Raw genomic sequence first — 22302 nt, forward strand, 5'->3', positions numbered from 1 at the left:
TGTCATGAGGGCATTTAAAGAGTACTTTTTTATTACAATAGGTGTTTTTCTGGTAGCGTTGTCTACAAATTTATTATTAGCTCCAAATAAGATAGCGGCTGGAGGAGTTATAGGTATAGCTATAATTATAAATAATATCTTCCCATTTCTAAGTATTGGTTTATTGTCATTAATTATGAATGGAATATTATTTATAATAGCTTTTACCTTTATAGGAAGTAAATTTGGAGGTAAAACTATTTATGCCAGTGTAAGTTTATCTTTCTTTCTTTGGTTAATAGATCACTTATTTAAAAGCGTAGAACCAATTACAAATAATTTATTTCTAGCATTCACTTTTGGTACTATCATATCTGGAATTGGCATGGGAATAACCTTCAATCAAAATGCTTCTACAGGAGGGACAGACATTATAGCTAAAATAGCAAGTAAGTTTATAAACATTCCTATAGGAAAATCTTTGCTGGCAGTAGACTTTATCATTACAGTTTTTTCTGCTATTTCTTTCGGCATAGAAATAGGTATGTATTCTTTGCTTAGTGTAATGTTTAACGGCTTTGTAATTGACTTTATGATTGAGGGTTTAAATATTTGTAAACAAATTATGGTAATTAGCCATGAAAAGGATAAAATAAGTAAATTTATTATAGATGAATTAGGAAGGGGATGTACCTTTATTAACGGCATAGGTGCATATACAGGAAAGGAAACCTTTATATTATACACAGTGTTAAGTAGAAGAGAATTTATTAGACTTAAAGAATATATTAAAGAAGTAGATAAAAGAGCGTTTATAACAGTATCCGACGTACATGAGGTTTTAGGAGAAGGATTTAAAGATATAACCGGAGAAGAGTAGGCAAAAATTGCGAGACAAGAGGCTTGTTTCGCAATTTTTCATTTTTTACATATTATTTCTAGCATATAATTGTATAAAAATATCGAATTGTTGTGTTATAATAACAATAGTAAAGTTTGTGTATCACTAATTTTGTAAAAAAGAGGAGCGATTAACATATGATTGAGTTTAGAAGTGTAAATAAAATATATAATAATAACGTAGCGGCGCTATCTAACATAAATTTGACTATTGGAAAAGGAGAATTCGTTTTTTTAGTTGGTGCCAGTGGAGCAGGGAAATCAACTTTTATTAAAGCTTTGCTTAAAGAAGTAGAACCAACCAGTGGAAGTATTTTTATAAATAATGTAAATATTGGAGAACTTAAAAGAAAGGACGTGCCTTATTATAGAAGAAAAATAGGTATGGTTTTTCAGGATTTTAGACTTATACCAACTTTGAATGTTTATGAAAATGTTGCTTTTGCTATGAGAGTTATTGAAATGCCTTCAAGAGAAATAAGAAGAAGGGTTCCAACGGTACTTTCTATGGTGGGATTGTCTTCAAAACATAAGGCTTTTCCACATCAGTTATCTGGTGGTGAACAACAAAGGGTAGCATTGGCAAGAGCAATTGTAAATAATCCAGCTCTTTTAATAGCGGACGAACCTACAGGAAATCTGGATCCAGATACTGCTATGGAAATTATGGACATACTTAATGATATTAACCATGCGGGAACTACTATACTTATGGCAACTCATGCTAAAGATATAGTAAATACCATGAGAAAAAGAGTAATTGCCATAGAAAAGGGTGTTATAGTAAGAGATGAACAGAGAGGTGCATACGAGTATGAAGATTAGTTCAATCAAGCATTTTATTACAGATGCTTTAAAAAGTTTAAAAAGAAATAGAACCATTAGTTTTGCTTCTGCGGCTACAGTGGCAGCAACTCTATTTATTTTAGGTGTTTTCTTGTTGGCAGCTTTAGATGTTAAGCAGGTAATAAAAGACGTAGAATCTAAGGTGGAAATAAAAGTATTTTTAAGTGAAGATATTACTATTGGACAAGAAAAGGAGTTAAAGGATAAATTTAGTACTATATCAGATATTAAAGAGATTAAATATGAGAGTAAGGAAGATGCAATAAAGAAGTTTAAAGAGCAATTAGGGGAGGACAATGAATCTTTAGTTGAAGGTTTAGAAAAAAGAAATCCTCTTCCAAACTCATATATACTTAAAGTTAATAGCCCAGAGGCTGTAACTGGAGTAGTAGAACAAATTAAGGATATAGAGGGCATATCTCAAATTCAAGAGGGAAGAAAGGTAGTAGATACCATTATTAAAATTACTAATACTATAAAATGGGCGGGTATAGCTATGTTTATAGTGTTAATAGGAGTATCTTTATTCTTAATTGGGAACACTATAAAAATTACTGTTTATTCAAGAAGAAAAGAAATAGGAATAATGAAATTCATTGGTGCAACGGATTGGTTTATAAGATGGCCTTTTATTATTGAAGGAATGATTATTGGATTATCTGGAGCAGTTATTGGATGTATATTATTGTATTACACATATTCACTGATCTATAGTAAAATAACTTCTGCTATGTTTATGATAAAACTAGTAGGACCGTCCTTTGTCTTATCTACAATTTCGTGGCAATTTATTCTACTGGGAATGATTATAGGAGCTTTGGGAAGTATATTATCTATAAGGAAATTTCTTGCAGTTTAAAAATAAAATTTTAGAAAATAATATATTTAACACCCTACTTTGTATGGTAGGGTGTTAAATGTTATAATTATCTATAATATGCATATATATAATTAGTTTTTGTTTGTTAAGAGGGGTGTTAGTTATGAGTAAGAAGAGATGGATAGGATGGACACTTGGAATAGTATTAGTTACTAATACTATAACTTTTTTTGGAACTAGTGTATTTCCAGTGTTTTTTACAAAAGACAAGGTAATAGTTAAAAGAGAAGATTATGATAAAATAGTTCAGTTTTCCAAGCTTTTAGATATTAATGAACTTATTCATCAAAGATATGTGGGAGAAATAGATGATTCTCTTTTACAAGAGGGAGCCATAAAAGGTATGACGGCAGCTTTAAAGGACCCTTATACTGTATTTATGAATAAAGATGAATATAGAGAATTTAGTGAGCAATCTGAGGGAAATTATAGTGGTGTTGGACTTCAAGTTCAATCAAAGGAAGAAAAAATTAAAATCATTGATGTTTTTGAAGGAACACCGGCAAAAAAAGCAGGTGTAATGCCAGGAGATGAAATACAAAAGGTCAATGGAACAGAAGTTGATGGGAAAAATTTAGATAAGGCTGTTGGAATGATGAAAGGACCAGAGGGTACTGAAGTAACCATAACTTTCTTTAGAGAAGATAAGGGGAGTTTTGATCTTAAATTAAAAAGAGCAAAAGTTAATATAATGGCGGCAAAAGGAGAAGTTTTATCAGGAGGCATAGGATATTTACAACTTTCAAGCTTCGATGAAGATTCATCTAAAAGCTTTAAAAAGATATTAGATGATTTAAAGGGAAAAGGAATGAAGGGATTAGTCATTGATTTAAGAGATAATCCAGGAGGATATCTAGATCAATGCGTAAATATTGTTTCTAATTTTGTTCCTAAAGGAAATCTTGTAGTTTCTACAATGGATAAGTATGGAGGAAAAAAGGAATACAATTCTAAAGGAGGGAATTACGTAGGATTACCTCTAGTGGTACTTACAAATGAAAACTCCGCTAGTGCTTCAGAGATTTTTGCAGGAGCCATAAGGGATTATGAAGCGGGAACGTTATTAGGAGAAAAGACCTATGGGAAAGGAGTAGTTCAGACTCTATTTGAAACAGGAGAAGGAACTGCTTTAAAGGTCACTATATCTAAATATTATACACCAAAAGGCGAGGATATTAATAAAAAAGGAATAAGTCCAAATGTTGAAGTTAAGTATCCTGAGGAGTTATTAAAGCAGCCTTATAGTAGAGAAAAGGATCCTCAATTTAAAAAAGCTTTAGAAGTAATTGGAGAAAAGGTAGAGAGGGGAGGTAAATAATGAATATTGCATTATATACTTTAAAAACCCTTTCTTATGCGCTGACAAATCCATATTCTATGCTATTTCTATTTGTTTTTGGAGGATACCTATATAATCAAAACAGAAAAACATCACTGATGCAAAAGATGGTTGTTGGGGAGCAAATAAACTCCCCTTTTGAATTGACTATTTCACAAATAGTTATGGGAATTTTCGGAGGAGTAATAGGCAGCCTTGCTATGTCTTATTCAGGAGTAATGTTTTTTCAGAATTCAGCTATAGAAATATTATTTTTAACCTCTATATTTTTAATGATGGTTAACCCAAGATTAATATGTTTCTCATATTCTGGCGCAATATTAGGAGGATTAAGTATTATTAATTCCCTTTTAATAGCAAATGGAGCTGTAGGTATAGATATTTTTAGATTTGACATTACTTCTCTAATGACTATGGTAGCAATACTTCATTTTGTAGAAGGACTTTTAGTCATGACAGATGGAAGTCGAGGTGCGATTCCTATTTTTGCAAAGATGCAGGATAAAATAGTGGGAGGTTTTGCGCTAAAAAGGTATTGGGCATTACCAGTGGCAATTTTTATTCTACTTAATAATAATACTATGGTTGTTCAGGGTAAAGGAGTACCAATGCCTCTATGGTGGCCAATTATAAGAACTACCATTCCCCAAGAGTTTTTGAAAAATGCTATGGTAGCTCTACTACCTTTTTATGCTGTTTTGGGATATAACACTGTTACATTTTCAAAGACTAAAGAAAAAAAGGCATTGACTTCGGGAGCGTATATGATTGGATATAGTGTAGCTTTATTTTTATTAGCTCAACTATGTTCAATTAATATAGTATTTCAGGTGATTGTTGTAATTTTTGCACCGCTAGCTCATGAGCTTATGATTAGGTACCAAAAGTTTAAAGAGGAAAAAGGAGAGCCTAAGTATGTAAGTGATCAGGGTATGAAAATTTTATATGTGTCTCAAGATTCAAAGGCTGCTTTAATGAAGATAGAAAGCGGAGATAGTTTGATTGAGATAAATGGAGAACCTGTGGAGAACGAAGAGGATATTTTAAATAAACTAAAGGAAGCCACAGGAGATATTCTGCTTAAAATTAAAAAAGAAAGTGGAAAGATAAGAGAAATGCTTTATTCAAAGGAAACTAAAGGTAATACTTTAGGAGTAGTGTTTGTCCCTAAATTTATACCAAAAGATAGAATGGTTTTAAAATTTAACAACGAAGATTTTTCAGAAGTTCTCCAAAAGATTAAAAATAAAGATAAAGATGGTGAGGAATAAAATATGGGAGAATTTAAAATTCACTCCAAATTTAAACCTACTGGAGATCAGCCTAAGGCTATAGATAGTTTAGTACAGAGCATTAATAAGGGAGAGAGGTTTCAAACTCTTTTAGGGGTAACAGGCTCTGGAAAGACCTTTACCATGGCTAATATAGTAGAGAGGGTACAAAAGCCAACCTTGGTTTTAGCTCATAATAAAACTTTAGCAGCTCAGCTTTGTTCAGAATTTAGAGAGTTTTTCCCAGATAATTGTGTGGAATATTTTGTGTCTTATTATGATTATTATCAACCAGAGGCTTATGTTCCACAAACGGACACTTATATCGAAAAAGATGCTTCTATTAATGATGAAATAGATAAACTAAGACACTCAGCAACTTCGGCATTACTTGAAAGAAAAGATGTGCTTATAGTTGCTTCTGTTTCTTGTATTTACGGATTAGGTAATCCAGAAGAATATAAAAAATTGACTATATCTTTAAGAGAAGGAATGACAAAAGATAGGGACGAGATAATAAAAAAGCTTGTGGAAATACAATATGAAAGAAATGAAATTAATTTTGTGAGAGGTACTTTTAGAGTTAGGGGAGATGTGCTAGATATTTTCCCAGCCTCTGAAACAAATAAAGCCATAAGAGTTCAGTTCTTTGGAGATGAAATTGAAAAAATTAGAGAGTTTGATGTGCTAACTGGAGAAAATCTAACTGTAAGAAAGCATGCATCGATTTTCCCAGCTTCTCACTTCGCTACTTCTACAGAAAGGCTTCAAGGAGCAATTGCAAAAATAGAAGCAGAACTAGAAGAGAGAGTAAAAGAATTAGTTTCAGCAGATAAATTATTAGAGGCTCAAAGGTTAAAGCAAAGAACAAACTTTGATATAGAAATGATGAAGGAAGTAGGATATTGCAGTGGAATAGAAAACTATTCTAGAATATTGGACGGTAGAGCTGCAGGATCTTCTCCGCAAACTCTAATAGACTATTTTCCAGAGGATTTTCTTCTTTTCATAGATGAAAGTCATGTTACTCTTCCACAGGTTAGAGCAATGTATGCAGGGGATAGATCTAGAAAAGATACCTTGGTGGATTATGGCTTTAGATTACCTTCTGCCTACGACAACAGACCATTGAAATTTGATGAATTTGAAAAAAAATTAAATAATGTAGTTTTTGTTAGTGCTACTCCTGCTCAATATGAACTTGACCATTCAACTAATGTAGCCGAACAAATTATAAGACCTACGGGACTTTTGGATCCAGAGATAATTATAAAACCTGTAGATGGTCAAATAGATGATTTATACAAGAGAATAAGAGAGACTATAGATAAAGGTTTTAGAGTTTTAGTAACTACTCTTACCAAAAAGATGGCGGAGGACTTAACTCAATACTTTAAAGAGATGAACATAAGGACAAACTACCTTCATTCAGATATAGATACTATTGAAAGAATGAAAATAATAAGGGATTTAAGAAAGGGAGAGTTCGACGTTTTAGTAGGTATAAACTTATTAAGAGAAGGTTTAGATATCCCTGAAGTAGCTTTGGTGGCTATTCTAGATGCGGACAAAGAAGGATTTTTACGTTCAGAAAGATCTCTAATTCAGATAATTGGAAGAGCAGCTAGAAACTCTGAAAGTAAGGTTGTAATGTATGGAAATACTATAACTGCTTCCATGGAAAGAGCTATAAAAGAAACGGAAAGAAGAAGAGAAATACAGATAAAATATAACGAGGACCATGGTATTGTTCCTCAAACAATAATAAAGGATATAAGAGAAATTATAGAAGCCACACAGGTTGCTGAAGAAACTATAGAGTATAATAGTTTAGAAGACGCAATTAAGGCTAATAATGATGATATAGAAAAACTAATAGGACAATATGAAACGGAAATGAGAGAGGCTTCCAAGAAGCTGGAATTTGAAAAAGCAGCTCAGTTAAGAGATTTAGTATTAGAACTAAAGAAGAAGTTGAAAAAATCCAAAGGAAAATAGAGGAGAGTGTAAAGTAAACATTTATGATAAATAAAATAGTTATAAAAGGAGCAAAAGTAAATAATTTAAAAAATGTAGATTTAGAAATACCTAGAGACAAATTTGTGGTATTTACAGGTTTATCTGGTTCCGGGAAATCCTCCTTAGCCTTCGATACATTATATGCTGAGGGGCAAAGAAGATATGTGGAGTCATTATCTTCCTATGCAAGGCAGTTTTTAGGACAAATGGATAAACCAGATGTGGAATACATTGAAGGATTATCCCCAGCTATATCTATAGATCAAAAGACTACAGGAAGAAATCCACGTTCCACAGTGGGAACTGTTACTGAAATATATGATTATTTGAGACTGCTTTATGCTAGAATAGGTATTCCCCACTGCCCAAAATGCGGAAAAGAAATAAAGCAACAAACCATAGATCAAATGGTAGATAAAATATTAGAACTTCCAGAAAGAACTAGAATACAAATACTAGCTCCTATAATAAAAGGAAGAAAAGGGGAGCATGTTAAGGTTTTAGAAAATATAAAGAAAAGTGGATATATAAGGGCTAGAATAGATGGAAATACTATAGATTTAGAAGAGGAAGAAGTTAATCTTGAAAAAAATAAAAAACATACTATCGAGGCTGTAATAGATAGGCTTGTTGTTAAGGATGATATTAGAAGCAGATTGGCAGATTCCTTGGAAATAGCGATAAAGCTATCAGAAGGCATTGTGGTTATAAATATAATAGATGGAGAGGATATACTCTTTAGCGAAAACTTTGCCTGTGCGGAATGTGGTATAAGTATTGGAGAGATAGCGCCAAGATTATTTTCATTTAATGCTCCCTTTGGAAAGTGTGATCACTGCGATGGACTAGGAACTTTATTAGAAATAGATGAAGATTTAGTCATACCAGATAAAAGCAAAAGTATAATGGAGGGAGCGGTGCTTGCTTGGGGAGAAGGAGCTTTAAAGGAAGATGCTTGGACTTATTGTATATTAACGGCCTTAAGCGAAAAATATGATTTTAGTTTGAATACTCCAATTCAAGATTTATCTCCTGAAATAATAGATATTTTGCTGTATGGATTAAAAGGAGAGAGAATTAAAGTTAAATACGAAAAGGAAAATAGAATTTCGGAGTTTAACCATGCTTATGAAGGTGTTATAAATAGCCTTAAGAGAAGATACTTTGAGACAAGTTCAGACTATATAAAAGGGGAAGTAGAATCCTATATGAGTAATAATCCTTGCCCTAAATGTAAAGGAGCTAGGTTAAATCCAGAAGCGTTGGCTGTAACTGTAGGGGGCAAAAATATAAACGATTTTTCTAGACTGTCTATAAAAGATGAACTAGAGTTTATAGAAAAAATAACTCTTACTGAAAAAGAACAAATAATAAGCAGTCAAGTTTTAAAGGAAATCAAGAGCAGGTTGAAGTTTTTAATAGATGTAGGTTTAGATTATTTAAATCTATCTAGAACCGCAGGAACTCTTTCTGGGGGAGAAGCACAAAGAATAAGACTGGCAACTCAAATAGGCTCTAGCCTTATGGGAGTTTTATATATACTAGATGAACCTAGCATTGGACTTCACCAAAGGGATAATGATAAACTAATTGCTACATTAAAACATTTAAAAAACTTAGGTAATACTCTAGTGGTAGTAGAACATGACGAGGATACCATGAGGGAAGCGGATTACATTGTAGATATAGGCCCAGGTGCGGGAGAACATGGTGGAGAAGTTGTAGCTGTAGGTACACTAGAAGAAATAATGGCGACTGAAAAATCTATTACTGGTCAATACTTAAGTGGAAAGAAAAAAATTGAGGTTCCGAAAACTAGAAGAGAGTGCAATGGAAATTGGGTTAAGATAAAAGGCGCCTCTGAAAATAATTTAAAGAAAGTAGATGTTGATTTTCCACTGGGAGTATTTACCTGTGTTACAGGAGTTTCAGGTTCTGGAAAAAGTACTTTGGTTAATGAAATACTCTATAAGGGATTGAATAAAAAACTAAATGGATCAAAGGATAACCCAGGTGCTCATAATGAGATTTCAGGTGCAGAGCATATAGATAAAATAATAAATATAGATCAAAGCCCTATAGGAAGAACACCTAGGTCTAATCCTGCAACTTATACAGGAGTATTTGACATAATAAGAGATGTTTTTTCAAATACTTCTGAATCTAAAATGAGAGGATATAAGGCAGGAAGGTTTAGTTTCAACGTAAAGGGTGGAAGATGTGAAGCTTGCAAGGGAGATGGAATAATAAAAATTGAAATGCAATTTTTATCTGATGTATATGTTCCTTGTGAGATATGTAAAGGTAAAAGGTATAATAGAGAAACACTAGAGGTAAAATATAAGGGCAAAAACATTGATAATATATTAAACATGACTGTGGAAGAGGCAGTGGAGTTTTTCGAAAATATTCCTAGAATTAAAAATAAGCTTCAAACTTTGATGGATGTTGGGCTAGGTTATGTTAGGCTAGGTCAACCTTCAACTCAGTTATCTGGAGGAGAAGCCCAAAGAATAAAGCTGGCCTATGAATTGTCTAAGAGAAGTACTGGAAAAACTCTTTATATATTAGACGAACCAACTACTGGTCTTCATGTTGATGATGTTAATAGATTAATATCAATACTTCATAGATTAGTAGAGGCTGGAAACTCTATTATAGTTATAGAGCATAATTTAGATGTTATAAAATGCTCAGATTATATAATTGATTTAGGACCAGAAGGTGGAGACAAAGGGGGCACTATTATAGCCCTAGGAACTCCCGAAGACATAAGCAGTAATGCTAATTCTTATACGGGACATTATTTAAAAAAGATGTTATAATTTAGAGTAGGCTAGCATAATATATATGCTAGTCTTTTCAATACATATCAATGTAAAAATAAAGAAGGTGGTTATATGTTCATAGATAAAATAAGTTATGCTTTTACATTAGTTATAATAGGAATTATATACTTAATAATTTGGACTTCCTTGAAGATAATGAACAAGGATATAAAATCTAATGGAAGCAGAGAAGAAGTAAAAAGTGCTGGATTTGAAATTATTCATCCAGGTAATGGTGGAAGTTTGAAAAAAGGTGGAGTAATTCCAATAAAAAATGAAATAACTATAGGAAGAAAAGAAGGAAATACTTTTATATTAGATGATCCATATGTATCCTCTTTTCATGCAAAGATTTATATTAGAGATAATGATTATGTAATTGAGGATTTGGATAGTACTAATGGTATACTTGTAAATGAAGACAAAATTAACGGTGAGGCTAATTTAAGTGCTGGAGATATAGTTAAAATAGGAAATACCGTACTTAAGTTTATTCGATAGCTAACCGCTAAGGGGAGGGAAAGAGTTTTGTTAAGATTAAAAGAAGAAACTAAACTACTCCTTTATACATTTTTATTGTGTTATGTAGGTTTCTTAAATTTAGCTATATTAAAAGAGCCTTTTGATAAGGGAGCTATAATAATGGCTACTATAATAAGCTTTTTAATTGGATATTCACATTTTATAATAAGAAAATTTTTCTCGGGTGGAGATAAGTATATATTTTTATACTCAAGTATATTAGCAGTCATAGGACTTATAGTACTTTACAGAGTGGATACATCTGTCTCTATAAGACAGATAGTATGGTTCGCAACGGGAGTAACTGCATTTATACTTATTGTAATTTTATTGCCTAATTTAAAGAAATTCAGTGACTATAAAAGATTATACATGATAGCTACTATTGTATTGATGTCACTAGGAACATTATTTGGAAAGGAAACCTTTGGAGCTAAAAATTGGATATCCATAGGAGGAGCTGCTTTTCAGCCCTCAGAATTTGGTAAATTGTTTTTGGTAGCTTATCTTGCATCTACTCTTAAGGATTATGATAACTTCAAAGATTTAATAGAACCTGCTGCCATAGTTGCTATATCTCTAGGATTTATGGTGCTTCAAAGAGATCTTGGAAGTGCGTTAATATTCTTCGGTATATCTGTAACAATGTTATATATAGCAACTTCTAAATTAAAATATATAGTTGTGTGTCTATTGCTGTTTTTAGCAGGTGGATACATAAGTTACTTACTATTTGACCACGTGAAATTAAGAGTTTTAATATGGCAAGATCCTTGGCCCTATGCTACTGGTAAGAGCTACCAAGTAGTACAGTCAATGCTAGCAATAGCTACAGGAGGTTTGACAGGAGTAGGCCTTGGAAATGGGTACCCAGAATATATACCTGTAAGAACTACAGATTTTATTTTTTCTGTTATTTGTGAAGAACTAGGTATACTTACAGGTTTTGCAGTAGTACTTTTAAATTTTTTACTCTTTTATAGATGTATGAGAGCAGCTCTTTATGCAGAGGATAAGTTTTCGCAGCTAATAACTGTTGGATTTAGTTCTATGATAGCTTGCCAAACATTGGTTATTGTAGGAGGAGTTATAAATGCTATACCATTAACAGGTATTACACTCCCTCTTGTAAGCTATGGCGGAAGCTCAATGTTAAGCATTTTTTTTGCATTAGGAGTAATTCAAAAGATATCTGAAGAGGGGAGATAAAATGAAGGGAATTTCGAATAATATTAAAAAAGTTACCATGGTATTTTTAATATGTTTTATAGGTCTTATTTCATATATAACATATTTTCAAATAAATGTTGCACCTAAAATTGTATCTAGTCAATACAATCAAAAAAGAGTGTGGGCTAAAAAAAATGAGGTTTTAAGAGGAAGTATATTTGATAGGAATATGAAGGTGCTAGCTAAAAGTACTAGAACAAATAGAGACAACCAAAAAAGAGAATACCCAGAGGGACAGGTTTTTGCACATCCTCTTGGATATATAGATATTAGTTATGGGCTTTCAGGTCTTGAGAGAAGATATGATAAGGAACTGTCTAGTGTCAGTATAAAGGACACAATATCTAATTTAATGAATATAAATAAAAGTAATAAGGAAAAGTATGGAAGTAGTCTTAAAACTACTCTGGATTATAATCTTCAAAAGCTAGGGTGGGATTTACTAGGACAGAGAAGAGGTGCTATAGTAGCCTTAGATCCTAAAAGTGGAGAGATTCTAGCTCTAGTATCGAAACCCTCCTTTAATCCAAATGATTTAAAAGGGAGCTGGGAGGAGATTGTAGGGGATAAAAACAACCCTTTATTAAATAGAACCACATCAGGATTATACACTCCAGGCTCCGTATTTAAAGTAGTGACAGCAGTAAGTGCTCTTGAAAATATAAAGGATACGAAGACTAGGATTTTTGAAGATAAAGGGGTTTTAGTCTTTAATTCTAAAGAATCCTTGAGAAATTATAATGGAGCTGTTTTAGGGAACATAGATTTTAAAGAAGCAATGGTTAAGTCTAGTAATGTGGTTTTTGGTAAAATGGGTATGGAACTTGGTAACAATAAACTTAAAGATACAGCGGAGAAGTTTTATTTTAACAATAATATACCAAGTAATGGAATGGTCATAGAGAATAGCAGATTTCCATCTATAAAAAGCTATGAAGTTGGAAACTTAGCTCAAAGTGCTATAGGGCAATCCTCAATCCTTGCAACGCCTATTCAAATGGCTTTAGTTGCAGGAACTATAGGAAATGATGGAGTTATGATGAAACCTACTTTGGTAAAGGAAATCTTAAATAACACGGGAGAAGTTTTAGATAAAATAAAGAGTGATTCTTTGGGAAGGGTCACTTCAAAGGAAAACGCAGCTATAATCAAAGAAGCTATGAAAGCTGTAGTAGAAAGAGGAACTGGTCAAGGGGCAGGAGTTTATGGTATAAGTATATGTGGGAAAACTGGTACAGCAGAGCATTCCATAGAAGGGAAAGCTGCCACACCTCATTCCTGGTTTATAGGTTTTGCTCCCTATGAAGACCCAACCATAGCTTTAGCAGTAATAGTTGAAGAAGGTGGAGTGGGTGGAGGAATTGCATCAAGTATTGCCTCTGCTATGTTTAAGAAGGCATTAAGTAAATAATTTAGGAGGTAAAAATGATGTTAAAAATTAAAGATTTAGAAGAACTAAAAAATGGAGAAAAGGTGCAGTTTGATGCTCTTTTAAGCGATAAAAGAACAGGTTGGAAAAAGGATGGATCTCCTTATTTACTTATAATAATTCAAGATAGTAGTAGTACATTAGCTTTTCCAATATGGGATAATTACGATAAATATAATGGAACCATGGAAGTAAACACTGTAATAAGAGTAAGTGGTATTGTAAATAGATATAATGGAAGTATTCAAATTAGAAATCCTATTATAGAAAATGTTAATGAAGATATTGATTACTCTGAATTTGTTCCTGTATACCATATTCCAGAGGAACTTATAGAATATTTTAATACTATAGTAAATAATCTAGAAGAAAAGTATAAAAAAATAGCTGTCGGAGCTACAGGAGCTTTGAATTATAATGAAGAAAGATGGAGTGCCTTTATAAATTGTGTAGCTGCTGAAAAATTTCATGGAAATAAAAGGGGAGGATTATTCCTGCATACCGTAGGAGTAATGAAATCCATAGAAGATATAATAAAAAATTATATAACTACCCCCTTTTATATGAGTGCTAAAGATGTAATTAATAAAGATAGGCTAATGTTAAAGGCCATAGTTCACGACATAATGAAGATTAAGGAATATGATTACAAAGGAATAATTAGAAGAAAAGAAATTAAATTAGATCATCTAGTTTTAGGTGCAGCATATGTTAGAGAAATAAATAGTGAAATGGGAAATCCAATATGTGAAGAGGAGCTAGATGATATATGTTATTCAATTTTAGCCCATCATGGAGAATTTGGAAACTTTCCACCAAAGGGGATAGAAGATATTTTATTGAATGTGGCAGATATTATAGATAGTCAAGTAGTAAACGCTATAGAAAATAAAATATAATGGTGATTTAATTATGAAAGGAAAAACTCACGCAGGTATAGGAGTAGTGGCTGTTCTTGCTCTATATAATAAACCATTAGCAATGTCGGACCTGTGGGGATTAGGAATAGTAGTTGTAGCTTCTTTATTGCCAGATATAGACCATCCTAAAAGCGCAATAAATAAATACATATTGCCTTTTAAAAATAAACTAACTAAAGTCACCATATATATATGTCTTGGTTTAATACTAATGTGGTATAGCTATTTATATAGAGGAGAAGCGTTTTTAAATGGAATAGGAATAATATTAATATTAATTGGTATATCTACTCATAGAAATGGATTAACTCATAGCTTAGTTGGAATGATTACCTTTTCTTTCATTACAGCATATATAGGAAACATATATCATGTTAATAACGTAATTTATTATTTTATGATTGGATATGGATTACATTTATTTTGCGATATGGGTACAAATAGAGGAGTACCTTTGTTTTACCCTTTTAAAAAGAAAAATATTAAGCTTCCTTTTACCTTTAAAACCAATTCTAAAATTGGAAATACTATAGAAGAGCTGATAGTTATAGTTGGATTAATATACATAGTCTTTAAGTTACCGAATTTATTTTAGAGTGGGAGGAAAAAATGTTTGATTTTGAATATCAATTAAAAGTATTGCCAGATAAACCTGGAGTTTATATAATGAAAAATGCTTTAGGAGAAGTAATATATGTAGGAAAAGCAAAAGTTTTAAAAAACAGAGTTAGACAATACTTTCAAAGTTCAAAAAACCATTCTGAAAAAGTAAGGGCTATGGTTAAAAATATTAGTGAATTTGAATATATTGTTACTGACTCAGAAATAGAAGCTCTAATATTAGAATGCAATCTTATAAAAAAGCATAGACCAAGATATAATATACTTTTAAAGGACGATAAGGGTTACCCCTATATAAAAATTACTATAAATGAAGATTTTCCGAGAGTATATGTAACAAGAGTAGTTGCAAAAGATGGTGGAAAATATTTTGGGCCCTACACAGATGCCTCAGCGGTATATGAAACCATAGAACTTATTAAAAAGATATTTCCAGTTAGAACCTGTAAAAAATATATTACAGAAAAAAGCGCTAAATGGAGACCTTGTTTAAATTATCATATTGGATTATGCAAAGCGCCATGTGGGGGCAATATAGGAAAAGAAGAATATAATAAAATTATAGAAGATATTATAGACTTGTTATCAGGAAGGGATAAAAACTTATCTCAAAGCTTGAAAGAGGAAATGGAAAAAGCAGCGGAAAATTTAGAATTTGAAAAGGCTGCTGGATTAAGAGATAAAATATTATCTATAGAAAAAGTCAGAGAAAAACAAAAGATAATTACTGGTAATTATGAGAATGAAGACTTTATAAATGTATACAGTGATGAAAAAGATAGTTGTGTACAAGTGTTCTTTTTAAGGGAAGGAAAAATTGTAGGAAGAGAGCACTTTGTATTGGAAAACACTTTTGGTATGGAAAGTGGAGAAGTTATACTTAGCTTTATTAAAAACTTTTATGGAGGAACAGCCTTTATACCTAAAAGTATATATGTACCTAGCCTAGATGAAAAAGAATTAATTGAGGAATGGCTTACAATAAAAAGAGGTTCTAAGGTTTGGGTTAAAATACCTCAAAAGGGAGACAAGAAAAATATATTAGAGTTAGTTTATAAAAATGCAAAATTAACTCTAGAGCAGTTTAAGCTTAAAATACTTCAAGATAAAGAAATACATGAAGTTGCATTAAAAGAGCTTAGAGATTTAATTGAACTAGAAGAGGTACCTTTAAGAATAGAGGCCTATGATATTTCAAATATTCAAGGTGTTGATTCTGTAGGAAGCATGGTAGTATTTGAAAATGGAAAAAGTAAAAATAGTGACTACAGGAGATTTAAAATTAATACGGTAAAAGGGCCTAATGACTATGACAGCATGAGAGAGATACTTACTAGAAGATTTGAGCATGGTTTAAAAGAAATAAAAGAGATACAAAACAGGAACATAGAATTTACTTCGGGGAAGTTTTCCATATTTCCAGATTTAATATTAATGGATGGTGGAAAGGGTCAGGTAAATGTTGCGTTAGAGGTTTTAAGAGAGCTTAACATTAGTATACCCGTATGTGGAATGGTGAAGGATAATAACCATAACACTAGAGGCCTAATATATAATGATAGGGAATTTAGCTTAAAAGAAAGAGCTAATGTGAAAAAATTAATAGCTAGAATACAAGATGAAGTTCATAGGTTTGCAATTAGCTATCATAGAAGCTTAAGAGATAAGAGAGTGTTACGTTCTGTTTTAGACGAGATACCTAATATAGGAGAAAAAAGAAGAAAGGAACTATTGAAAAAGTTTGGCAGTATTGAAAGCATTAAAGAAGCTACTTATGAAGAATTAGTTACTACTCCATCCATAGATAAAAAAGCTGCTCAAAGTATATTGGATTTTTTTAGGAAGGACTAGCTTTTATTGAATATATAGGTGAGAAAGTGACTAGAATATAAATATTGATAAAGCAAATTTTATACATTATACTTAAATATTATATATAATAATCATTTCAAGGAGATAGTAATATGAATCATTACAAAGATTTTCAGTATCCTTTAGAAAATATCATAGGAAAAGACAATGTTAAGATAGATGAGTATATGAAAAATCATACATCCTTCAAAGTAGGAGGACCTGTAGACATACTATTGACACCGGAAACTTATGAACAAATTAAAGAGATAATAAAATTCGCTAAAGAAAAAGATATACCTTATTTGGTTTTAGGAAACGGCTCCAATGTTTTAGTAAGAGATGGAGGAGTAAGAGGTATAATAATAAAACTTTGTAAACTAAACAACATAAAAATTGAGGAAAATAAAATAATTGCTCAAAGCGGAGCTCTACTATCAAAGGTTTCATCTATGGCTGCTAAGAACTCTTTAACAGGTTTTGAATTCGCAAGTGGTATACCAGGAAGCATAGGTGGTGCATTGACTATGAATGCAGGAGCATACAATGGAGAGATATCTCAAGTAATAGAGAGTGCATATGTGCTTAATAGTAAGGGAGAATTCCAAACCTTAACAAAAGAAGAGCTAGAATTAGACTATAGAATGAGTGCTATTATAAAGTACGGGTACACTGTTATAGAAGCAGTCTTTAATTTAAAAAAGGGTGAACAGGAAAAAATATACGGGAGAATAGATGATTTAACAAATAGAAGAAAAGAAAAACAACCACTAGAGTATCCTTCAGCGGGAAGTACTTTCAAAAGGCCAGCAGGATATTTTGCGGCAAAATTAATAGAAGATAGTGGTCTTAAGGGTGTTAATGTAGGAGATGCACAAGTTTCAGAAAAACACTCAGGATTTATAATAAATAAGGGAAATGCTAATGCAAATGATATAATAAAATTAATAAAATTAGTGCAGCAAACTGTAAAAGAAAAGTTTGATGTGGAACTTCATACAGAAGTAATGATAGTTGGAGAAGATTGATAAGTTTGTAAAGGTTAAGGATAATAAAATGATTTGTCCTTAACTTTTATTTTATGTTATTCTATAATAGTAGGTAAGTAGTTTAGAAATATAACTACGTAAGGAGGAAGATTATGAGATTTGTTATAGTTACTGGTTTATCAGGAGCTGGAAAAACCCAAGCCATAAGAAGTTTAGAAGATTTAGGGTATTTTTGCGTGGATAATCTACCCCCGACCTTAATTCCTAAGTTTGCTGAGGCTTGTTATCAAACAGAAGGTAGAATAAACAAAATTGCTGTGGTAGTAGACATTAGAGGAGGAGAATTCTTTGATGATCTATTTGAAAGTTTAAAATATATTAAAAATCAAGGATATAAATATGAAATACTATTTTTAAATGCTTCCGATGAGGTTCTAGTTAAGAGATTTAAAGAGTCAAGGAGAAAGCATCCATTAGCACCAGATGGAAGAATATTAAATGGTATATTGCTAGAAAGAAATAGATTAAGAGAAGTTAGAGATAGAGCTAGCAACATAATCGACACTTCAAACTTTTCAACCATGAAATTAAGAGAGGAAATAACTAAAATATATGGTGAAAAGGATCAAATTGAAAATCAACTTATAATTACAGTGGTTTCCTTCGGCTTTAAATATGGCATACCTTTAGATTCAGATTTAGTATTTGATGTAAGATTTTTGCCTAATCCATACTATATTCCTGAGTTAAAAGAATATTCGGGAAATGATAGTCAGGTAGTAGATTATGTTATGTCCTATGATGTAACTAAAAAATTCATAGAAAAGCTAGAGGATATGTTGGAGTTTTTAATTCCAAACTACATTAAAGAGGGAAAAAGACAGCTCATAGTGGCTATTGGGTGTACTGGTGGAAGACATCGCTCTGTAGCTATTACAAATGATATCTATGAGAAATTAAAAGATAAAGGTCATAGGGTTAATAGAGATCATAGAGATATTCAACAAGATACCTATAAGGATGGGAGAAAACTATGAAAATAAGTGATTGGCTCAGACCAGGTATTAAAGTTAAAAGGTGGATATTATTTTTATTTTCAGGAATACTTTTTATAGCTTTTGCACTTATTGAATTTGTAAGAAACCGCTTATACAGTTATTATTATATAGCTTTTTATATATTTCTATTGATAACAGGCGTATTTATGATATATATAGCTGTAACTCAAGCAATGAGATCAATTATTGCTTTAATTAATAAAGGATATTTAAACGTATCTATAGACTCAAAAAAGTTAGAGACACTTATATATGAGAAACGATTATTAGTTAAGGGACCTAAAATTGTTGCTATAGGAGGAGGCACTGGGCTTTCTACCATGCTAAGGGGTTTAAAGCATTATACCTCTAATATAACAGCAATTGTTACTGTAGCAGATGATGGAGGGGGATCTGGAGATTTAAGAGAAGACTTAGGCATACTTCCACCTGGAGATATAAGAAATTGCATATTAGCTTTATCTGATACAGAACCATTAATGGAAGAGTTACTACAATATAGGTTTAAAGATGGTAGACTGAAAAATCAAAGTTTTGGAAACTTATTTTTAGCTGCCATGGATGGAATTTCAAGTAATTTTGAAGAAGCAGTTCAAAAGATGAGTTCTGTTCTTGCAGTAACAGGGAAAGTTGTTCCTGTTACTTTAGACGATATGGTTTTAATGGCAAGGCTAAAAAATGGGTCTATAGTTAAAGGCGAATCCAGTATTCCAGAAGAAGTGTTAAAGCAAAATAGTGGTATAGATAGAATTTTTATTGAACCAAAGGATGCCAAAGCCTTAAGAGAGGCGGTAAATTCTATTTTAGAAGCAGATGCTATAATACTTGGGCCAGGAAGCCTATATACTAGTGTTATTCCTAATCTTCTTGTTAAAGAGATAAGTACTGCTTTGCACAAAACCCATGCTTTGAAAATATATGTTTCTAATATAATGACTCAGCCTGGAGAAACGGATGAGTATTCAGTTTCTGACCATATAAAAGCTTTATTTAAGCACGGAGGCAATGAGGTTATAGATTATGTAGTTGTAAACGATGGAAAAATAGAGAAGGACATGGAGGGCAAGTATAAGGAAGAAGCTTCTCACATAGTGCAAATTGACAAAGAAAATATAAAAAATCTTAATGTAAAAACAGTAGAGGCTGACTTTGTAAGTGTTAAAAATGGATTGATAAGACATAATTCAGAGAAATTAGCTTCCATATTAATAGAAACTATAATGGACAAAAAATTGCTTTATGATAGAAGAAAGATAATAGAATACTTCTATCTATCAGAGAGGCTCAAAGATAAAAATAAAAAGTTAAATAGGGAGTAGAGATCATGTCGTTTTCAGCTAAAGTTAAAAATGAAATTTGTAGATATATAGATTTTACAAAGGAAGAGGCATTAGCACAATTATCAGCAATTATGAGGGTAAGTGGTACCTTAACTTTTGGTGGTAATAAACAGCTAGGGCTTAAAATAACAACAGAAAATCCAGCCATTGCAAGGCTTATTTTTAAGTTGTTAAAGAAACATTTTAAAGTTCATACAAAAATAATGGTTAAGAGAAGTAACACTTTTAAGAAAAACAATGTTTACATTATTATAATTGGAGAAGATGTAGATGTTAAAGAATTCTTGAAGGAAACAGAAGTGTTAAAAGGGGAAGAAGGAATAATGGCTTTGAATTATGATATTTCCCCTAATATGGTAAAGGATGATAAAACGAAAAGAGCTTATATAAGAGGAGCTTTTTTAGGGGGAGGAAGTATAAGCAACCCTGAAAAAACTTATCATTTAGAATTTGTAACAAACAATAATAATTATGCAGATAATTTAAGTAAGCTAATAAATAGTTATGGATTAGGTTCTAAAGTTATACAGAGAAAAAATAGTTACATTGTTTACTTAAAAGAAGGGGAACAGATTATTGATTTATTAAATGTAATAGGTGCTCACTCTTCCCTTTTAGAGCTTGAAAATGTAAGAATAATGAAGGAAATGAGAAACAACGTAAATAGATTGGTAAATTGTGAAACCGCAAATTTAAGTAAAACTGTAAATGCAGCAGTAAGACAAGTGGAGAGTATAAAGCTTATACAAAAGGAAATAGGATTGAAACGTCTTCCTCTTAATTTAAGAGAAGTTGCAGAGTTAAGATTAAAATTTCCTGACGAGTCTTTAAAAGAATTAGGAGAAATGTTATCTCCTCCTGTAGGGAAGTCTGGAGTAAATCATAGACTTAGAAAAATTGAAAAAATAGCAGAAGAACTTAGGAAGGAAGGAAGGTAAAGCTAACTGATGTCTAAGCATGAAGAGGTTATAAGATATATAAATAATTTAAATGTTGGAACAAGAATATCTGTAAGAACTATTGCTAGCTTTCTAAGTATTAGTGAGGGAACTGCATATAGAGCAATAAAAGAATGTGAAGAAAGAGGTCTTGTAACTACAATACCAAGGATTGGAACTATAAGAATAGAAAAGGTAGAAAAGAAAAATAAAGAAGTATTAACCTTTGGTGAAATAGTTGGGATTGTAGAAGGAAGTATTGCAGCAGGTAAACAAGGCATTCATAAAAAGTTGGAACATTTTGTAATAGGAGCTATGACCCCAGAAGCTATTGAAGAGTATATAACTCCAGGTTCACTGTTAATAGTGGGAAACAGGGAAGAGGTTCAAGAGCTGGCTTTAATGAATAATTGTGGAATAATAATAACTGGTGGATTTAAGTGTAGTGATAAGGTAAAAAGATTAGCAGATTATAATGAAATGCCAGTAATTTGCACATGGTATGATACATTTACTGTGGCTAGTATGATTAATAGAGCTATTTCAGAAAACACAGTAAAAAAAGAAATAATACTCGTTGAAGATATAATGGACTATGAGTATCCATATCTAACTATTGGGGATCATGTATCTAACTGGAGAAAATTAATGGAGAATACATCTCAAGTAGAGTTTCCAGTAGTTAATGATGATATGAAGCTGATGGGACTAGTTACTTTAAAAGAGCTAAGGGCTAACTTAAACGGAAATATTTCAATTGAAAAGCTTATGACAAGAGATGTAACTATATTAGAGCCAACAACCACAGTAGCTTACGCAGCTCATGTGATTGAAGGAGAGGGCATTCAATTTTGCCCTGTTGTAGAAAATAAAAGGTTAATTGGTGGAGTAAAAAGAGCAGATATTACAAAGGCATTAAGACATGCAGCCAGGCAGCCTAAAGTGGGAGAAAACTTAGATAGCATTGTCATGAAAAAGTTTAAGCGTGAATGGGAAGGGGATCAGATGCATTTTCAAGGAAGAGTTACTTCGGAAATGCTTGATCCAATAGGCACAGCTTCCTGGAGCTCCTTAAATATGCTACTTTCAACCATGGCTATAATTTGTTTATCTGAAGAAGATAGTATTAGCTTATTTGTGGACAATATATCAACTTATTTTATGAAACCAGTTCAGATGGATACAGATATTGACGCATACGTAACTATAATAGATAGAGGAAAAACCTTTTGCAAGGTAATGGGAAGAAGCTTTTGCAAGGTAGAGATAGATATGTACGATTGTAGGAAAGATATAATTGCCAAGGCTTTTGTTTCAGCGAAAGTTACAAGGAAGTGATACT

At 31.9% G+C, this 22302-nt stretch carries 18 protein-coding genes; all 18 read left to right on the top strand.

Features of this window, described 5'->3' with window-relative positions; translation table 11 throughout:
- Positions 1–4 precede the first annotated feature (4 nt).
- Complete coding sequence (locus ABDZ69_RS00610) at positions 5–859, top strand: YitT family protein (protein ID WP_343765353.1); 855 nt, start codon at positions 5–7, stop codon at positions 857–859.
- A 158-nt stretch (positions 860–1017) separates the two neighbouring features.
- Positions 1018–1704 (top strand): cell division ATP-binding protein FtsE, encoded by a 687-nt coding sequence (gene ftsE, locus ABDZ69_RS00615; RefSeq protein WP_343765356.1) that lies wholly within the window; start codon positions 1018–1020, stop codon positions 1702–1704.
- Positions 1694–2584, top strand: coding sequence for a permease-like cell division protein FtsX (gene ftsX, locus ABDZ69_RS00620; RefSeq protein ID WP_343765359.1), 891 nt, complete (start codon positions 1694–1696; stop codon positions 2582–2584). Before ftsE ends, ftsX begins: the two co-directional genes overlap by 11 nt.
- Before the next feature lie 124 nt (positions 2585–2708).
- Positions 2709–3923 (top strand): S41 family peptidase, encoded by a 1215-nt coding sequence (locus ABDZ69_RS00625; protein ID WP_343765362.1) that lies wholly within the window; start codon positions 2709–2711, stop codon positions 3921–3923.
- Positions 3923–5215: a PDZ domain-containing protein gene (locus tag ABDZ69_RS00630; protein ID WP_343765364.1), complete on the top strand. Its 1293-nt coding sequence runs from the start codon at positions 3923–3925 to the stop codon at positions 5213–5215. Before ABDZ69_RS00625 ends, ABDZ69_RS00630 begins: the two co-directional genes overlap by 1 nt.
- A 3-nt stretch (positions 5216–5218) precedes the next feature.
- A complete protein-coding gene (uvrB, locus tag ABDZ69_RS00635; protein ID WP_343765367.1) occupies positions 5219–7213 on the top strand; it encodes an excinuclease ABC subunit UvrB in 1995 nt (664 codons plus the stop codon).
- 23 nt (positions 7214–7236) lie between these two features.
- Positions 7237–10059, top strand: coding sequence for an excinuclease ABC subunit UvrA (gene uvrA / locus ABDZ69_RS00640; protein WP_343765369.1), 2823 nt, complete (start codon positions 7237–7239; stop codon positions 10057–10059).
- A gap of 75 nt (positions 10060–10134) precedes the next feature.
- Positions 10135–10563, top strand: coding sequence for an FHA domain-containing protein (locus tag ABDZ69_RS00645; RefSeq protein WP_343765372.1), 429 nt, complete (start codon positions 10135–10137; stop codon positions 10561–10563).
- Between the two features lie 27 nt (positions 10564–10590).
- Positions 10591–11793: an FtsW/RodA/SpoVE family cell cycle protein gene (locus ABDZ69_RS00650; protein WP_343765373.1), complete on the top strand. Its 1203-nt coding sequence runs from the start codon at positions 10591–10593 to the stop codon at positions 11791–11793.
- Position 11794: 1 nt separating this feature from the next.
- A complete protein-coding gene (locus ABDZ69_RS00655; protein WP_343765376.1) occupies positions 11795–13225 on the top strand; it encodes a peptidoglycan D,D-transpeptidase FtsI family protein in 1431 nt (476 codons plus the stop codon).
- A 17-nt stretch (positions 13226–13242) separates the two neighbouring features.
- Entirely contained in the window at positions 13243–14142 is a 900-nt protein-coding gene (locus tag ABDZ69_RS00660; protein WP_343769545.1) for an HD domain-containing protein, read from the top strand.
- A 13-nt stretch (positions 14143–14155) separates the two neighbouring features.
- Complete coding sequence (locus tag ABDZ69_RS00665; RefSeq protein WP_343765378.1) at positions 14156–14758, top strand: metal-dependent hydrolase; 603 nt, start codon at positions 14156–14158, stop codon at positions 14756–14758.
- Positions 14759–14772: 14 nt separating this feature from the next.
- Positions 14773–16635, top strand: coding sequence for an excinuclease ABC subunit UvrC (uvrC, locus tag ABDZ69_RS00670; protein WP_343765380.1), 1863 nt, complete (start codon positions 14773–14775; stop codon positions 16633–16635).
- Between the two features lie 113 nt (positions 16636–16748).
- Complete coding sequence (murB, locus tag ABDZ69_RS00675) at positions 16749–17663, top strand: UDP-N-acetylmuramate dehydrogenase (protein WP_343765383.1); 915 nt, start codon at positions 16749–16751, stop codon at positions 17661–17663.
- Between the two features lie 113 nt (positions 17664–17776).
- Positions 17777–18661, top strand: a complete 885-nt coding sequence (gene rapZ / locus ABDZ69_RS00680) for an RNase adapter RapZ (RefSeq protein WP_343765384.1) — start codon at positions 17777–17779, stop codon at positions 18659–18661.
- Positions 18658–20001: a gluconeogenesis factor YvcK family protein gene (locus tag ABDZ69_RS00685; RefSeq protein WP_343765386.1), complete on the top strand. Its 1344-nt coding sequence runs from the start codon at positions 18658–18660 to the stop codon at positions 19999–20001. Before rapZ ends, ABDZ69_RS00685 begins: the two co-directional genes overlap by 4 nt.
- A 5-nt stretch (positions 20002–20006) precedes the next feature.
- Positions 20007–20960, top strand: coding sequence for a DNA-binding protein WhiA (gene whiA / locus ABDZ69_RS00690; protein ID WP_343765388.1), 954 nt, complete (start codon positions 20007–20009; stop codon positions 20958–20960).
- 9 nt (positions 20961–20969) lie between these two features.
- Complete coding sequence (locus ABDZ69_RS00695; protein ID WP_343765391.1) at positions 20970–22298, top strand: DRTGG domain-containing protein; 1329 nt, start codon at positions 20970–20972, stop codon at positions 22296–22298.
- Positions 22299–22302 lie beyond the last annotated feature (4 nt).

It is taken from the genome of Clostridium malenominatum (assembly GCF_039521365.1).
Taxonomy (GTDB): Bacteria; Bacillota; Clostridia; order Clostridiales; family Clostridiaceae; genus Clostridium_AW; species Clostridium_AW malenominatum.

Excerpts from the sequence above, each read along its gene's own strand:
- rapZ (WP_343765384.1), top strand. The coding sequence starts at position 17,777 with ATGAGATTTGTTATAGTTACTGGTTTATCAGGAGCTGGAAAAACCCAA.
- uvrC (WP_343765380.1), top strand. The coding sequence starts at position 14,773 with ATGTTTGATTTTGAATATCAATTAAAAGTATTGCCAGATAAACCTGGA.
- ABDZ69_RS00610 (WP_343765353.1), top strand. The coding sequence starts at position 5 with ATGAGGGCATTTAAAGAGTACTTTTTTATTACAATAGGTGTTTTTCTG.
- uvrB (WP_343765367.1), top strand. The coding sequence starts at position 5,219 with ATGGGAGAATTTAAAATTCACTCCAAATTTAAACCTACTGGAGATCAG.
- uvrA (WP_343765369.1), top strand. The coding sequence starts at position 7,237 with ATGATAAATAAAATAGTTATAAAAGGAGCAAAAGTAAATAATTTAAAA.
- ABDZ69_RS00655 (WP_343765376.1), top strand. The coding sequence starts at position 11,795 with ATGAAGGGAATTTCGAATAATATTAAAAAAGTTACCATGGTATTTTTA.
- ABDZ69_RS00660 (WP_343769545.1), top strand. The coding sequence starts at position 13,243 with ATGTTAAAAATTAAAGATTTAGAAGAACTAAAAAATGGAGAAAAGGTG.
- ftsE (WP_343765356.1), top strand. The coding sequence starts at position 1,018 with ATGATTGAGTTTAGAAGTGTAAATAAAATATATAATAATAACGTAGCG.
- murB (WP_343765383.1), top strand. The coding sequence starts at position 16,749 with ATGAATCATTACAAAGATTTTCAGTATCCTTTAGAAAATATCATAGGA.
- ftsX (WP_343765359.1), top strand. The coding sequence starts at position 1,694 with ATGAAGATTAGTTCAATCAAGCATTTTATTACAGATGCTTTAAAAAGT.
- ABDZ69_RS00665 (WP_343765378.1), top strand. The coding sequence starts at position 14,156 with ATGAAAGGAAAAACTCACGCAGGTATAGGAGTAGTGGCTGTTCTTGCT.
- ABDZ69_RS00645 (WP_343765372.1), top strand. The coding sequence starts at position 10,135 with ATGTTCATAGATAAAATAAGTTATGCTTTTACATTAGTTATAATAGGA.
- ABDZ69_RS00695 (WP_343765391.1), top strand. The coding sequence starts at position 20,970 with ATGTCTAAGCATGAAGAGGTTATAAGATATATAAATAATTTAAATGTT.
- whiA (WP_343765388.1), top strand. The coding sequence starts at position 20,007 with ATGTCGTTTTCAGCTAAAGTTAAAAATGAAATTTGTAGATATATAGAT.
- ABDZ69_RS00685 (WP_343765386.1), top strand. The coding sequence starts at position 18,658 with ATGAAAATAAGTGATTGGCTCAGACCAGGTATTAAAGTTAAAAGGTGG.
- ABDZ69_RS00625 (WP_343765362.1), top strand. The coding sequence starts at position 2,709 with ATGAGTAAGAAGAGATGGATAGGATGGACACTTGGAATAGTATTAGTT.
- ABDZ69_RS00630 (WP_343765364.1), top strand. The coding sequence starts at position 3,923 with ATGAATATTGCATTATATACTTTAAAAACCCTTTCTTATGCGCTGACA.